The 13,820-nt window shown below is 68.3% G+C and carries 12 protein-coding genes; 10 read left to right on the forward strand and 2 right to left on the reverse strand.

Annotation, left to right across the window (positions count from 1 at the left end):
• Nucleotides 1-31 precede the first annotated feature (31 nt).
• From AAY78_RS14240 to AAY78_RS14285, 10 genes are all read left to right on the forward strand, one after another.
• Complete coding sequence (locus AAY78_RS14240) at nt 32-1,147, forward strand: mannose-1-phosphate guanylyltransferase (RefSeq protein WP_127011952.1); 1,116 nt, start codon at nt 32-34, stop codon at nt 1,145-1,147.
• Between the two features lie 160 nt (nt 1,148-1,307).
• Nucleotides 1,308-2,429: a BMP family lipoprotein gene (locus tag AAY78_RS14245; RefSeq protein ID WP_046748940.1), complete on the forward strand. Its 1,122-nt coding sequence runs from the start codon at nt 1,308-1,310 to the stop codon at nt 2,427-2,429.
• Between the two features lie 131 nt (nt 2,430-2,560).
• Nucleotides 2,561-4,075, forward strand: coding sequence for an ABC transporter ATP-binding protein (locus AAY78_RS14250; RefSeq protein ID WP_046748941.1), 1,515 nt, complete (start codon nt 2,561-2,563; stop codon nt 4,073-4,075).
• Nucleotides 4,072-5,391, forward strand: a complete 1,320-nt coding sequence (locus tag AAY78_RS14255; protein WP_046748942.1) for an ABC transporter permease — start codon at nt 4,072-4,074, stop codon at nt 5,389-5,391. The genes AAY78_RS14250 and AAY78_RS14255 overlap by 4 nt, the downstream gene beginning before the upstream one ends.
• Nucleotides 5,391-6,674 carry an ABC transporter permease gene (locus AAY78_RS14260; RefSeq protein ID WP_371861866.1) on the forward strand — a complete coding sequence of 428 codons (1,284 nt, stop codon included), beginning with the start codon at nt 5,391-5,393 and terminating at the stop codon, nt 6,672-6,674. The genes AAY78_RS14255 and AAY78_RS14260 overlap by 1 nt, the downstream gene beginning before the upstream one ends.
• A gap of 27 nt (nt 6,675-6,701) precedes the next feature.
• Nucleotides 6,702-7,100 carry a cytidine deaminase gene (locus tag AAY78_RS14265; protein WP_017828470.1) on the forward strand — a complete coding sequence of 133 codons (399 nt, stop codon included), beginning with the start codon at nt 6,702-6,704 and terminating at the stop codon, nt 7,098-7,100.
• Complete coding sequence (locus tag AAY78_RS14270) at nt 7,097-8,410, forward strand: thymidine phosphorylase (protein ID WP_046748944.1); 1,314 nt, start codon at nt 7,097-7,099, stop codon at nt 8,408-8,410. The genes AAY78_RS14265 and AAY78_RS14270 overlap by 4 nt, the downstream gene beginning before the upstream one ends.
• Before the next feature lie 50 nt (nt 8,411-8,460).
• Nucleotides 8,461-9,576, forward strand: coding sequence for an adenosine deaminase (locus AAY78_RS14275; RefSeq protein WP_046748945.1), 1,116 nt, complete (start codon nt 8,461-8,463; stop codon nt 9,574-9,576).
• A gap of 2 nt (nt 9,577-9,578) precedes the next feature.
• Nucleotides 9,579-10,688, forward strand: a complete 1,110-nt coding sequence (locus AAY78_RS14280; RefSeq protein WP_046748946.1) for a polysaccharide deacetylase family protein — start codon at nt 9,579-9,581, stop codon at nt 10,686-10,688.
• Between the two features lie 27 nt (nt 10,689-10,715).
• Nucleotides 10,716-11,633: a carbohydrate kinase family protein gene (locus AAY78_RS14285; protein ID WP_046748947.1), complete on the forward strand. Its 918-nt coding sequence runs from the start codon at nt 10,716-10,718 to the stop codon at nt 11,631-11,633.
• Between the two features lie 3 nt (nt 11,634-11,636).
• Here the strand turns inward: AAY78_RS14285 and AAY78_RS14290 are convergent, their stop codons facing one another.
• The gene (locus tag AAY78_RS14290; protein WP_046748948.1) at nt 11,637-12,380 is read right to left on the reverse strand and encodes an alpha/beta hydrolase; all 744 of its coding nucleotides are present in this window, start codon (nt 12,378-12,380) and stop codon (nt 11,637-11,639) included.
• Between the two features lie 79 nt (nt 12,381-12,459).
• Nucleotides 12,460-13,752 (reverse strand): flavin-containing monooxygenase, encoded by a 1,293-nt coding sequence (locus AAY78_RS14295; RefSeq protein ID WP_046748949.1) that lies wholly within the window; start codon nt 13,750-13,752, stop codon nt 12,460-12,462.
• Nucleotides 13,753-13,820 lie beyond the last annotated feature (68 nt).

The following is a 13,820-nucleotide window of genomic DNA, read 5'->3' on the forward strand; positions in this document are numbered from 1 at the left end:
CGAGATGTTCCGTGCGGCTACCCTGGGCAGGGTGAGTGCACCCATCGAGGATTTCTACGCAGTGATTCCGGCCGGCGGTATCGGCAGCAGGCTCTGGCCGCTGTCCCGGGCCGATGCGCCGAAGTTCCTGCACGACCTGACCGGCTCGGGGCATTCGCTGCTGCGTGACACCTGGGATCGGCTCATCCCGCTCGCGGGGGAGGAGCGGATCGCGGTGGTCACCGGGCGCGCCCATCGAGCCGCCGTCGAGGCGGAGCTGCCGGGGATCCCCGATCTGAACGTCTTCCTGGAGTCGGAGCCGCGTGAGTCCGCGGCTGCGATCGGACTCGCCGCGGCGATCCTGCATCGCCGGAATCCCGACGTCATCATCGGCTCGTTCAGCGCTGACCACGTGATCCGGGGGACGCGCGTGTTCGAATTCGCGGTCCGCGACGCCGTCGAGGTCGCGCGGGAGGGCTACATCTGCACGATCGGCATCACCCCGACCGAGCCGGCGATCGGGTTCGGCTACATCAAAATGGGGCCGGAACTCGTGGTCGACGGCGCGCGCGAGGCCGCTCTCGTGGCGAACTTCGTCGAGAAGCCCGACCTCGAGACGGCGAAGGAGTACATAGCCGACCGCGGCTACCTCTGGAACGCGGGCATGTTCATCGCCAAGGCCAGTGTGCTGCTGGACGAGCTCGCCGCGAACGAACCGGAGCTGCACGCCGGCCTGCTCGAGCTCGCCGAGGCCTGGGACGACCGCGAACGGCGAGGGCCGGCTGTCGACCGGATCTGGCCGCGTCTGAAGAAGATCGCCATCGACTACGCAGTCGCCGAGCCCGCCGCGCGGCGCGGACGTCTCGCCGTCGTCCCCGGTCACTTCGACTGGGACGATGTGGGCGATTTCGCGTCGCTCACCAAGCTCATCACCAACGGCCGCAAGAACGATCTCGCGGTGCTCGGCCCGAATGCACGCGTGCTCACCGACGGCGCGAGCGGGATCCTGGTCAGTCAGACGACACGCGTCATCAGCCTGGTCGGGGTGCAGGACATCGTCGTGGTCGACACCCCTGACGCCCTGCTCGTCACCACGGTGCAGCACGCGCAGCGGGTCAAGGGCGTCGTCGAGTCGCTCAAGCTCACGGGACGCGGTGACGTGCTCTGACACGTGCTCCGATGAGCAGGTGCTCACGCTCATCGGCTGTCTTGATTTCAGCTTGGTAACCATTGGCCAGCACGTGCGGCGCCGGTGTGCACAAATACCGAAACACTAGGTAACTTTGATCGATCCGCGATGGCCGCGGTTTCGTTGAGGGAGGCATCAGTTGACCATCTCCACCACCAAGAAGCTGCTCGGCGTCACCGTCGCCGCTGGCGTCGTCTTCGCACTCGCCGGTTGCGGCCAGGCACCGACCGACAAGCCCGCCGGCTCCGGCGAGCCGGTTGCCTCCGAATTCCTGCCCTGCCTCGTCTCCGACGCCGGCGGCTGGAACGACAAGTCGTTCAACCAGTCCGCCAAGGAGGGCATGGACAGCGCCGCCGAGGAGCTGGACATCAAGCCGCTCGAGTTCGAGTCGGCCAATGACAACGACTACGCGCCGAACCTGGAGACCGCCGTCTCCGAGGGCTGCTCGCTGATCGTCTCCGTCGGCTTCAAGCTGTCGGCCGCCACGGTCGAGTCCGCGCTCGCGAACCCCGAGATCGACTACGCGATCATCGACGACTGGGCCGACAACGACTTCGACGGCAACGTCGACGCTCCGAACATCAAGCCGCTGGTCTTCGACACGGCTCAGGCCGCCTACCTCGGTGGCTACGCCGCTGCGGCCTGGTCCGCGCAGAGCGGTGTCAACAAGGTCGGCACCTTCGGTGGAATGCAGATCCCGTCGGTCGCCGTGTTCATGGACGGCTACCAGCTCGGTGTCGAGAAGTACAACGAGGACAAGTCGGCCGCGGTCGAGGTCTTCGGTTGGGACGAGGCCACGCAGAAGGGCTCCTTCACCGGTGGCTTCGACGCGAACGACACCGCCAAGCAGACCGCGCAGGGCGTGCTCGACCAGGGCGTCGACGTGATCCTCCCGGTCGGCGGTCCCGTGTACCAGAGTGCCGCGGCCGCGATCGCGGACAGCGGCAAGGACACCCTGATGCTCGGTGTCGACAGCGACCTCGCCGTCGCCGACCCGCAGGTCGCCGACATCACGCTCGTCTCGATCATGAAGGCGATCGACGTGGCTGTGAAGGACGCGACCCTCGCCGCTGCGAAGGGCGAGTTCGACCCGGCTCCCTACGTGGGCACGCTCGAGAACGAGGGCGTGAAGCTCTCCGGCTTCGGCGACTTCGAGTCGCAGCTTCCCGACGGCCTGATGGACGAGCTCAAGACCCTGCAGGAGCAGATCGTCTCGGGTGACATCAAGGTGGAGTCCCCGAACTCCCCGACGGCCAAGTAGATCCGTCGCAGTTCCCGCACGGGGCGAGTGGTGAGCAGTACGCCACTCGCCCCGTGCCGTGGGCGGACGACGAATCCGTCCACGACTCCTCTGGATAATCTTCTGGATACTCTTCTGGATAAGGTGCAGATATGAAGCTCGAACTTCGCGGCATCACCAAGCGCTTCGGCACCCTCGTCGCCAACGATCACATCGATCTCGTTGTCGAACCGGGGGAGATCCATGCGCTGCTCGGTGAGAACGGCGCAGGCAAGTCCACCCTCATGAATGTGCTCTACGGCCTGTACCAGGCCGACGAGGGCGAGATCCTCCTCAACGATGAGGTGCAGCGCTTCCGCGGTCCCGGAGACGCGATGGCTGCGGGGATCGGCATGGTCCACCAGCACTTCATGCTCGTCCCCGTGTTCACGGTGGCGGAGAACGTGATGCTCGGTCACGAGCAGACCAAGGCCCTCGGCAGGCTCGACATCGCGAAGGCGCGAGAGCACGTGCGCTCGGTCGCCGCCCGCTTCGGCTTCGACATCGACCCGGACGCCCTCGTCGGCGACCTCCCCGTGGGCGTGCAGCAGCGTGTCGAGATCATCAAGGCGCTCTCCCGCGATGCCAAGGTGCTGGTGTTCGACGAGCCGACGGCCGTGCTCACCCCACAGGAGACCGACGAGCTGATGGGCATCATGCGTCAGCTGCGTGACGAGGGCACGGCGATCGTCTTCATCACCCACAAGCTTCGTGAGGTCCGCGAGGTCGCGGACAAGATCACCATCGTCCGCCTCGGCCGCGTCGTCGGCGAGGCTTCGCCGACGGCGACCAACGCCGAGCTCGCCTCTCTCATGGTGGGACGAGCCGTCGAGCTCACCGTGCACAAGGAACCGCCCCGCCTGGGCGAGGGCGGTTTCGAGGTCAAGAACCTCCGCGTGCTGACTCCCGCGGGCGCGATCGTCGTCGACGGTGTCGACTTCGCCGTCCGCCCAGGGGAGGTGCTCGCGATCGCCGGCGTCCAGGGCAACGGGCAGACCGAGCTCGTCGAGGCGATCGTCGGTCTCGCCGCCCGCGTCGAGGGCAGCATCGAACTGGATGGCAACGAGCTGGTCGGCAAGAGCGTGCGGGCGATCCTCGATGCCGGTGTCGGCTTCGTGCCGGAGGACCGCACCGAGGACGGCCTGGTCGCCGGGTTCTCGGTCGCGGAGAACCTGATCCTCGATCGTTCGGACGACCCCGCGTTCAGTCGGGCCGGGACCCTGCGCCGCGGGGTGCTCGACGAGTTCGCCCGCGCGCGCATCAAGGAGTACGACATCCGTACCCAGGGGCCGGAGACGCCGGCGGGCACGCTGTCCGGCGGAAACCAGCAGAAGGTCGTGATCGCCAGGGAGATGAGCCGAGAGCTTCGTCTTCTCGTCGCGGCACAGCCCACCCGTGGTGTCGACGTCGGCTCGATCGAGTTCATCCACAAGCGCATCATCGAGACGCGAGACGCCGGTGTGCCGGTGATCGTCGTCTCCACGGAGCTCGACGAGGTCGCAGCTCTCGCCGACCGGATCGCGGTCATGTACCGCGGCACGATCGTCGGCATCGTCCCCGGCGACACGCCTCGGGAGACGCTCGGACTCATGATGGCCGGAGCGGCCGAAGGGGAGGTGGCCGCGTGAGCGGAGCGACACCCGGCGCAGGAGACGTGACCAAGGGGATCCCGCCGCAGGAGCTCGCCACGAGCACCGGCACGGTTCCGCGCGACCCCAGCGATGTCCCCCCGCCTCCGCGCGGCAACGTGATCCTCAAGGAGATCCTCCGGGGGAGTGCCGTCACGACGATCCTCGCGATCGTCCTGGCCCTCATCGTCGGCGGCATCCTGATCGCCCTGACGAACGAAGACGTGCAGGCGGCCTCCGTCTACTTCTTCGCGCAGCCCGGCGACACCTTCGTCGCCGCCTGGAACGCGGTGTACAACGGGTACGAGGCGCTGTTCCGCGGGGCGATCTTCAACGCCCGCGGAGCCGACTTCGCCGCGCAGATCCGTCCCCTGACGAACACGCTCGGCTTCGCGGCACCGCTCATCGCGGCCGGTCTCGGCGTCGCACTCGCGTTCCGCGTCGGTCTGTTCAACATCGGTGCCCGCGGCCAGATGCTCATCGGTGTCGCCGTGGCGGCCCTGCTGACGTTCTCGCTCGACCTGCCGATCTGGCTGCACATCCCGGTCACGCTCATCGCGGGAATCGCGGGCGGTGCACTCTGGGGTGCTATCGCGGGGCTCATCAAGGCGCGCACCGGTGCGCACGAGGTGATCCTCACGATCATGCTCAACTACATCGCCTACTACCTGCTGCTGTGGATGATCCGCACCCCCGGACTCCTCCAGAAGCCGGGGACCAACCAGGCCCTGGGTTCCGCGACTCCGGAGAGCGCGCAGTTCCCGACCCTGCTCGGTCCGCAGTTCCCGCTGCTCGACCTCGGTTTCGTGATCGTGATCGTCGCCACGCTGTTCGTGTGGTGGCTCATCGAGCGCTCGTCCCTCGGCATGCGCATGCGCGCAGTGGGTGAGAACCCGCATGCGGCTCGTGCGGCGGGCATCAGCGTGCAGCGCATCTACGTCTACGCGATGCTCTTCGCCGGCGGTTTGGCCGGCCTCGCCGGCATGAACCAGATCCAGGGCGCCGTCACCACGGGTGTGACGGAGACCATCGACGCCGGCATCGGCTTCGACGCGATCACGGTCGCGCTCCTCGGACGCAGCCGCGCCTGGGGCACGTTCGCGGCCGGCATCCTGTTCGGTGCGCTCAAGGCGGGTTCGTTCTCGATGCAGGCGCAGAACATCCCGGTCGACATCGTGCTCGTCGTGCAGTCGCTCGTGGTGCTCTTCATCGCCGCACCGCCGCTGCTGCGCACGGTGTTCTTCCTCCCGAAGACCGACATCGAGAAGGCGGCGAGGCTCAGAGCCAAGGCCGCGAAGAAGGCGGTGGCGGCATGATGTCCCTCGTGCAGACCCAGGCCGCGGACGGCACCGTGCAGCTCGCGACCGTGAAGGAGCGGCATCTCAAGGCGCCGATCGTGCTCGCCGGAGCCACCGTGCTCCTCGCGCTGTTGTTCCTGCTCGTGCCGCGCGACGGCATCAGCACGTTCCGGCTCTCCGACCAGTCGTCGGCACTCGCCCTGCCCGACGTCGCCCTGCCGACCGCCTCGACCTTCTGGGTCGTCTTCGGCATCCTGGTGGTCCTGACCGTCGGAGCGTTCCTCCGCGCCTGGACCTATCGCAAGCCGTCGCTGTGGCTCGTGGTGGCCTACGGCGTGCTCGCCGTGTTCGCCTTCCTGGTCTGGGCTGCGGCAGGCGGGCTCGTCCCCGTCACCAGCCTGCTGTTCGGCGCGGTGTCGCTCTCGGTGCCGCTGGTGTTCGGCGCGCTGGGTGGTGTCATCGGCGAGCGTGCCGGTGTGGTCAACGTCGCGATCGAGGGCCAGCTGCTGCTGGGCGCCTTCTCCGCCGCGCTGCTCTCCAGCATCACCGGCAACCCGTTCGTCGGCCTTGTCGGCGCGATGATCGGCGGCGTCCTCGTGGCGAGCGTCCTCGCCGCGTTCGCGATCAAGTACCTCGTCGAGCAGGTCATCGTCGGTGTCGTGCTCAACGTGCTCGTCACCGGCCTCACCGGGTTCCTCTACGGCGCCCTGCTGGCCCCGAACGAGGCGACGCTGAACGCCCCGGTGCGGTTCCCGCGCTTCGAGATCCCGCTGCTCAGCGACATCCCCATCATCGGCCCCGTGCTCTTCAACCAGACGTTCATCGGGTACCTGATGTTCATCACCGTCGCGGTGGTGGCATGGGGCCTGTACCGCACGCGCTGGGGTCTGCGGCTGCGTGCCGTCGGCGAGCACCCGCAGGCGGCCGACACGGTGGGCATCAAGGTCAACCCGACGCGATTCTGGAACGTGCTGCTGGCCGGCGCGATCGCGGGCATGGGTGGCGCGTACTTCACACTCGTCTCGGTACCGCAGTTCGGCAAGGACATGACGGCGGGACTCGGCTTCATCGCCCTCGCCGCGGTGATCTTCGGTCGCTGGGATCCGATCCGTGCGACCCTCGCCGCCCTGCTGTTCGGCTTCGCCACCAACCTGCAGAACCTGCTGTCGATCCTGAAGACGCCGATCCCCGGCGAGTTCATGCTGATGCTGCCGTACGTCGTGACGCTGCTCGCGGTCGCCGGGTTCGCCGGCCAGATCAAGGCGCCTGCCGCCGACGGCAAGCCCTACATCAAGTCGTAGCCCTGCCGGGAAGAGAGAAGCATCGCAATGACGGACATCGACTGGGATGAACTGCGCCAGGTCGCGACCGACGCCATGACCAAGGCCTACGCGCCCTACTCGCGCTATCGCGTGGGGGCTGCGGCCCTCGTGGGCGACGGTCGGATCGTGGCCGGCTGCAACGTCGAGAACGCCTCGTACGGTGTGACGCTGTGCGCGGAGTGCGCTCTGGTGGGCGACCTGCACATGTCGGGCGGCGGCCAGCTCGTCGCCTTCGTGTGCGTGAACAACGAGGGGCAGACGATCATGCCGTGCGGACGCTGTCGCCAGCTGCTGTTCGAGCATGCGATGCCCGGGATGCTGCTGGAGACCGTCTCCGGCATCCGCACGATCGACGAGGTGCTGCCCGATGCGTTCGGGCCGCGCGACCTGGAGGAAGCACGATGACCGCTGGACAGGCTCAGGGAGCCATCGAACCGTTCGATGCGATCGATGTGATCCGCGCCAAGCGCGACGGCGGTGCGGTGCCCGAGCCCGCGCTGCGCTGGATGGTCGACGCCTACACGCGGGGCTACGTGTCGGACGCGCAGATGGCATCGTTCGCGATGGCGATCTTCCAGCGCGGCATGGAGCGCGACGAGATCCGGGTGCTGACGGATGCGATGATCGCGTCGGGGGAGCGGATGAGCTTCGCCTCGCTCGGCAAGCGCACCGTCGACAAGCACTCCACCGGTGGTGTCGGTGACAAGATCACGCTGCCGCTCGCGCCTCTGGTGGCATCCTTCGGTGTGGCGGTGCCGCAGCTGAGCGGTCGCGGTCTCGGTCACACCGGCGGCACGCTCGACAAGCTCGAGTCGATCCCCGGCTGGCGCGCGGCTCTCAGCAACGAGGAGATGTTCGCGCAGATGCAGGGCGACGTGGGCGCGGTCATCTGCGCCGCCGGCTCCGGGCTCGCTCCCGCCGACAAGAAGCTCTACGCGCTCCGCGACGTCACCGGCACCGTGGAGGCGATCCCGCTGATCGCCTCCAGCATCATGTCGAAGAAGATCGCGGAGGGGACGGATGCCCTCGTGCTCGACGTCAAGTTCGGATCCGGCGCGTTCATGCAGGACATCGACCGCGCTCGCGAGCTGGCGCGCACGATGGTCGCCCTCGGCACCGACTCCGGCGTCGCGACGACCGCCCTGCTGACCGACATGAACGTCCCGCTCGGCCTCGCGATCGGAAACGCGAACGAGGTGCGGGAGTCGGTGGAGATCCTCGCCGGTGGCGGACCCTCCGATGTGCGCGAGCTGACCATCGCCCTGGCGCGCGAGATGCTGGCCCTCGCCGGACAGCCGGACGCCGACGTGGAGGCCGCGCTCGACGACGGGCGTGCCATGGACACCTGGAAGGCGATGATCCGCGCGCAGGACGGCGATCCGGATGCCGAGCTGCCGACGGCACGGGAGACGCACCAGGTGCTGGCACCGGCCGACGGCGTCGTCACGCGCATGGACGCCCTTCCGTTCGGCGTCGCCGCCTGGCGTCTCGGCGCGGGTCGCGCCAGGGCGCAGGATCCCGTGATCTTCGAAGCGGGAATCGATCTGCACGCGAAGCCCGGCGATCGCGTCGTCGCCGGTCAGCCGCTGTTCACCCTCTCCGCCGCAGACGATGCTCGTTTCGGCCGGGCGCTCGACGCGCTCGATGGCTCGTGGGAGATCGGGGACGAGGCGCCGGTCACCGGTCCCATCGTCCGCGAGCGCATCACCGCGTGACGTCGGACCGCTAGCCTGATCTGAGCACATCCGCGACCGAGAGGATCACCATGTCGATCGATGCGAACGGCGACGTCACGCTTCAGGGCGTCTCCCTGCGGAGCCTGCCCAAGGTGTCGCTGCACGACCACCTCGACGGTGCGGTACGGCCCGCCACGATCATCGAGCTCGCGGATGAGATCGGACTGGACGTTCCCGAGTCGAAGCCTGCTGCTCTGGGTTCGTGGTTCGCGAAGCAGAGCGACTCGGGTTCTCTGGTCGAGTACCTCAAGACGTTCGACCTCACCACCGCCGTGATGCAGACCCAGGAGGGGCTCACCCGCGTCGCGCGCGAGTTCGTGCAGGATCTCGCCGCCGACGGAGTGATCTACGGCGAGGTGCGCTGGGCACCAGAGCAGCATCTGGCTCGCGGTCTCACGCTCGAGCAGACCGTGGAAGCCGTGCAGCAGGGCATCGAAGAGGGAGAAGACCTCGCCGACCGCTCCGGACGCAGCATCCGGGTCGGGCAGCTCATCACCGCGATGCGCCACACCGACCGCGCCCTCGAGATCGCCGAGCTCGCGGTCGACTTCCGCGGTCGCGGTGCGGTGGGCTTCGACATCGCGGGACCGGAGGACGGATTCCCGCCGTCGAACCACCGCAAGGCGTTCGACTACCTCGCCGAGAACTTCTTCCCCGTCACCGTGCATGCGGGCGAGGCGGCCGGCCTGGCCTCGATCCGCTCGGCGCTGCTGGACGGGCGCGCCCTGCGCCTCGGTCACGGCGTGCGCATCGCGGAGGACCTCCAGGTCATCACGCAGGAGGGCGACGAGGTGCAGGTGCAGTTCGGCGACCTCGCTCGCTGGGTGCGCGACCGTGAGATCCCGCTCGAGCTCTCGCCGTCGTCGAACCTGCAGACCGGGGCGATAGCCGCGTGGGGCGACACGATGGTGGATCACCCGTTCGACCTTCTCTACCAGCTCGGGTTCGCGGTGACCGTGAACGTCGACAACCGCACCATGAGCGCCACGTCTCTCACACGGGAACTCGCCCGGCTGGTCGAGACGTTCGAGTACGACCTCGACGACCTCGAGACGTTCCAGTTCAATGCGGCTGCTGCGGCATTCCTGCCCGTCGAGGAGCGCGAGGAGCTCGTGGAGATGATCGCCGAAGGCTTCGACGCCTGATCATGGCTTCCGGGGGGAAGAAACGGGCCGCACGAACCGCCGTCATCCTCGGCACGATCGCGGCGGCCGTCGTGGTCGGAGGAGGCATCGCCGCCTTCGCCTGGATGAACCGCACGCCGGAGAACACCGTCCCGAAGGCGCAGTCCATGGCGATCGAGCATCCGCTGACTCCCGCGGAGCAGATCGTCGCCGATGCGGACGACCCGCGCGCCTGCGCTGTCACGTTCTCGGGCGAGGGTGCGCCCACCGATCCGATGCTGCAGTTCCAGGACGACCTCTACCAGGGATTGCCGATCCCGCAGCTCGACGGCAGGGTGTTCGCCGGCTGGTACGCGAGCGCGGCGGACGCCGGGGCGCTCACCGTCGCCGCGCGTGTGAACGGCGCAGACCCCGTGGTGTGCGCCGATCAACAGGTCGAGCTCTTCGCGGCCTGGCGGACGCCGGAGGAGAACGCGGCCGAGAACGTGCGGGTGCCCATCCTGATGTACCACCAGTTCACGGCGAACCCGGAGGGGGAGAAGGGCTGGTTGCGGGGCAACTACGCCTACATCGGCGACTTCGACGCGCAGATGAACCACATCGCGACGACGGGGTTCTACCTGCCGACGTGGGACGAGCTCAGCGCCTTCATCGACGGTCGGCTCTCGCTTCCCGCCAAGAGCGTGATCATCACCGATGACGACGCCGACCAGTCGTGGTTCGATCTGGCGGTGCCGGTCGTCGACAGGTACAAGCTGCTCAGCACGTCGTTCATGATCACGGCCTACCGGCAGGATCCCGCGCCCTCGATCTACGTGCAGCGTCGCTCGCACACGCACGACATGCACCAGGCCGGAGACAACGGCAAGGGCCGGATGGTCAACTGGACGGCCGATCAGATCGCGGCCGACCTCGCCACGTCGGCCGGCGTGCTCGGCGTGGGGCAGGTGGTCGCCTATCCGTTCGGGCACTACAACGACACGACCAAGCAGGGGGTCGCGCAGGCCGGATTCGAGATGGGACGCACCATCGAACCCGGTTACGTGACGATCGGCACCGACAAGCTCGCTCTCCCCGTCGTGCGCATCGACTACGGCATGGGGCTCGACGCGCTGGTCTCGCGCATCGGCTGAGGGCGGAGCACGCGGCAGGATGGTGCCATGCCCTCCTCGTCAGAGTCCGCCTCCGTCGTCATCGTCGGGCCGGCGTCATGGAACACGATCGTCGTGCTCGATCGTCTGCCGGAGCCGGTACCGCACATGCAGTTCGCCGAGAGCGCCTGGGAGACGGTCGGAGGCACGAGCGCGGGCAAGGCGCTCAGCCTGACCGCGCTGGGCAGGTCGGTCCGGCTCCACGCCACCGCCGGGGTGGACAGGGAGGGCGTACACGTCCGAGAGGCCCTACGTGCCGCGGGGGTGCCGGTGGACTGGCATGACGGTGTCACGGAGCGGCATCTCAATCTGATGACGCGCGCGGGTGAGCGGGTCTCGCTCTACCTGGCCACGCCGGGGGAGACGACGGGTGAACACGACCGGCGTGCGCACGGGGAGATGGCGGCAGCCGACGCCATCGTGCTCGACCTTGCGGCCGAACCCCTGCGCCTGCTGCCCCTGGCCCGGTCGACCGGTACGCCGATCTGGGTCGACGTGCATGACTACGACGGGTCGGCGGACTACCATCGGCCTTTCCTCGACGCAGCCGACGCGGTGTTCTGCAACGCCGACAGACTCGACGACCCGATCGGGTTCCTCCGATCACGCATCGTGGCGAGAACCCGTCTGGCCGTCTGCACTCTGGGGGCGGACGGTGCCGTCGCGGTCGACGAACACGGCGCCGTCCACCGGGTTCCTGCAGAATCCGTCGATGTCGTCGACACGAACGGGGCGGGAGACGCCTTCCTGGCTGGGGTGCTCGATGCACGGCTCGACGGAGCCGACGTCCCCACCGCCCTCCGGGCGGGAGCCCGGTCAGCGGCGACGGCGCTGCGAACGCGACACCTGCATCCGTTGCTCGACTCCGTGCTCGACTCCGTGCTCGACCCCGTGCTCGACTTCGGGTTCGAGCCTGTGGGGGAGTGAGGCTCAGGGAGCGAGCGGGGCGAGGAAGTCTCCGGCGAGACGCGTGACCTCCGCATGCATGTCGTCGCTCGAGATGGTCGGGGTGCCGTCGCCGTCCTGTGGGCCGTAGTCGCCGAAGGAGGCGTGAGATGCGCCCTCGATCTCGACCAGGTCGGCATCGCCGGGCAGCTCGGGCCGGGCATCCGCGATCTTCTGGGGCGTCGACAGCCCGTCCTCGCTCCCCGCGAGGCTCAGAACGGGCAGGTCGCTTCCGGAGAGGTCGTTCGCGCAGTAGGACGCGAACAGCACCAGCGCGTCGGCATCGGACGCGAGCTGACAGGCACGCACCCCGCCCAGTGAGTGGCCGCCGACGCTCCATACGTCGATTCCGGGGGCCGCGGAGGTGAACGCGTCGAGACCGCGCGGGTCGAAGAATGCCAGGTTGAGCCATGGGCGCGTGATCACGACGGTGACCCCGTCCTCGGCCAGGCCCTGCAGGATGGCCGCGTATGCCCACGGGTCGACCTTGGCTCCGGGGATGAACACGAGGCCGAGGTCCGAGTCTCCGTCCGCGGGAGCGAGCACGATGCCCTGGTCGGCGTCGGTCACCGTGATCGCCGGGTTCTCGCGCACGGCCGCGAGCGGTTCCGGCTCCGCGGACATGACGCCGATCTGACTCCAGGCGAGTACACCGCCGACGGCGAGCACGAGCACGATGGCGATGCTCCACAGCACGCGCCTCAGGATCCGGTGGGACTTCTTCTTCACGGGACAACGCTACTCCGCGCGGTGACCCGGTGATGCACGACGGCGCTCTCGCGACGGCGACCCGCGACGGCGGCTGCGCTCAGGCCGGCACCTCGAGTGCGCCCTTCTCCCGTCGCACGGCCGTGCGGTAGGCGTCCTTGTTCACGTAGTAGGCCATCCGGTCGAGGCCCAGGTAGTGGTAGCCGCCGGTGACATCCGGCCACGGGGTCTCGGTCACGCGTCGGCGGAAGCGTGCGGCGCGCGTCGGGTCCTCCTCGGCGGCGCTCAGATAGGCCGCCAGCAGCTCGGCCTGCTCGTAGCGGCCCTGCCAGCCGATGCCGGAGGCTTCGATCATGCCCATCACGTAGAGACCGTTGAACGACGACGGGAACACGTTCAGGAACAGTCGCGGCGAAGCGCCTCGCCAGTGCAGGTGCGCCCTGTCGACGAACGGATAGTCGAGGGTGTACCCGGTGGCGAGCAGCACGAGGTCGTAGTCGTCGGCGCCGCCGTCGCGGAAGTGCACGGTCGGCCCGTCGAACCGGTCGACGTCGGCGCGGATCCGCAGATCGCCCTGCCCGAGGTGGTTCAGGATCAGGGTGTTCACGATCGGGTGCGACTCGTAGATGCGGTAGTCGGGCTTCGGGAATCCGAAGCGCACGGGGTCGCCCGTGAAGGCGCGCAGCACGCGGCTGTCGAGCGCCTGCTTGATCCTGGCGGGCAGCGGGCGGCCCTGGTTCAGGGTGTCGCTGGGTCTTCCGAACAGGTAGCGCGGCACGAAGTAGTAGCCGCGCCGCACGCTCATGTCGACGGACACCGCATGATGCACGGCGTCCACCGCGATGTCGCAGCCGGAGTTGCCCGCGCCGATCAGCAGCACCCGTCTGGACTTCAGCTGCTCCGGCGACTTGTAAGCGCTCGTGTGCAGCAGTTCGCCCGTGAACTCGCCGGAGAAGGAGGGAACGTTCGCCCGGGCGAGCGTTCCGTTCGCCAGCACGACACCCGTGTACCACCGGGTCTCGACGCCGTCGGGGCCGGTGCTCGTGAGATCCCATCCGCCATCGCGCGGTTCGAGCCGCGTCACGCGCGTGTCGAACCGGAACAGAGCGGTGAGGTCGAAGTGGGCGGCGTAGTCCTCGAAGTACTCCTTGAGAACGCGGTGACCCGGGTAGTCGACCGAGGAGCGCATGGGGAACTCGGTGAACTCCGTCGTGGTCCGCGAGGAGATGAGGTGAGCCGACTCGTACATCGTGCTGCGGGGATTGTCGATGTCCCACAGGCCGCCGACGCCGTGCGAGGCCTCATACCCGTCCACGCCGATCCCGCGCTTCTGCAGCGCTCGTGCGGCGGCGAGGCCCGATGGTCCCGCACCGATCACGGCATATCCGTTCATGTGGCTCCCGCACCTCGCTGTCCTCCCGCACGCCGTCGTGTCGAGAAACGCCCCCGCCCACCGATGGT

The sequence above is a fragment of the Microbacterium sp. Ag1 genome, from assembly GCF_001005635.1.
GTDB lineage: Bacteria > Actinomycetota > Actinomycetes > Actinomycetales > Microbacteriaceae > Microbacterium > Microbacterium oxydans.

Bases quoted from the DNA above. Each gene is read 5' to 3' on its own strand.
- AAY78_RS14250 (WP_046748941.1), top strand. From the start codon at position 2,561: ATGAAGCTCGAACTTCGCGGCATCACCAAGCGCTTCGGCACCCTCGTC.
- AAY78_RS14260 (WP_371861866.1), top strand. From the start codon at position 5,391: ATGTCCCTCGTGCAGACCCAGGCCGCGGACGGCACCGTGCAGCTCGCG.
- AAY78_RS14265 (WP_017828470.1), top strand. From the start codon at position 6,702: ATGACGGACATCGACTGGGATGAACTGCGCCAGGTCGCGACCGACGCC.
- AAY78_RS14270 (WP_046748944.1), top strand. From the start codon at position 7,097: ATGACCGCTGGACAGGCTCAGGGAGCCATCGAACCGTTCGATGCGATC.
- AAY78_RS14275 (WP_046748945.1), top strand. From the start codon at position 8,461: ATGTCGATCGATGCGAACGGCGACGTCACGCTTCAGGGCGTCTCCCTG.
- AAY78_RS14280 (WP_046748946.1), top strand. From the start codon at position 9,579: ATGGCTTCCGGGGGGAAGAAACGGGCCGCACGAACCGCCGTCATCCTC.
- AAY78_RS14285 (WP_046748947.1), top strand. From the start codon at position 10,716: ATGCCCTCCTCGTCAGAGTCCGCCTCCGTCGTCATCGTCGGGCCGGCG.
- AAY78_RS14295 (WP_046748949.1), bottom strand. From the start codon at position 13,752: ATGAACGGATATGCCGTGATCGGTGCGGGACCATCGGGCCTCGCCGCC.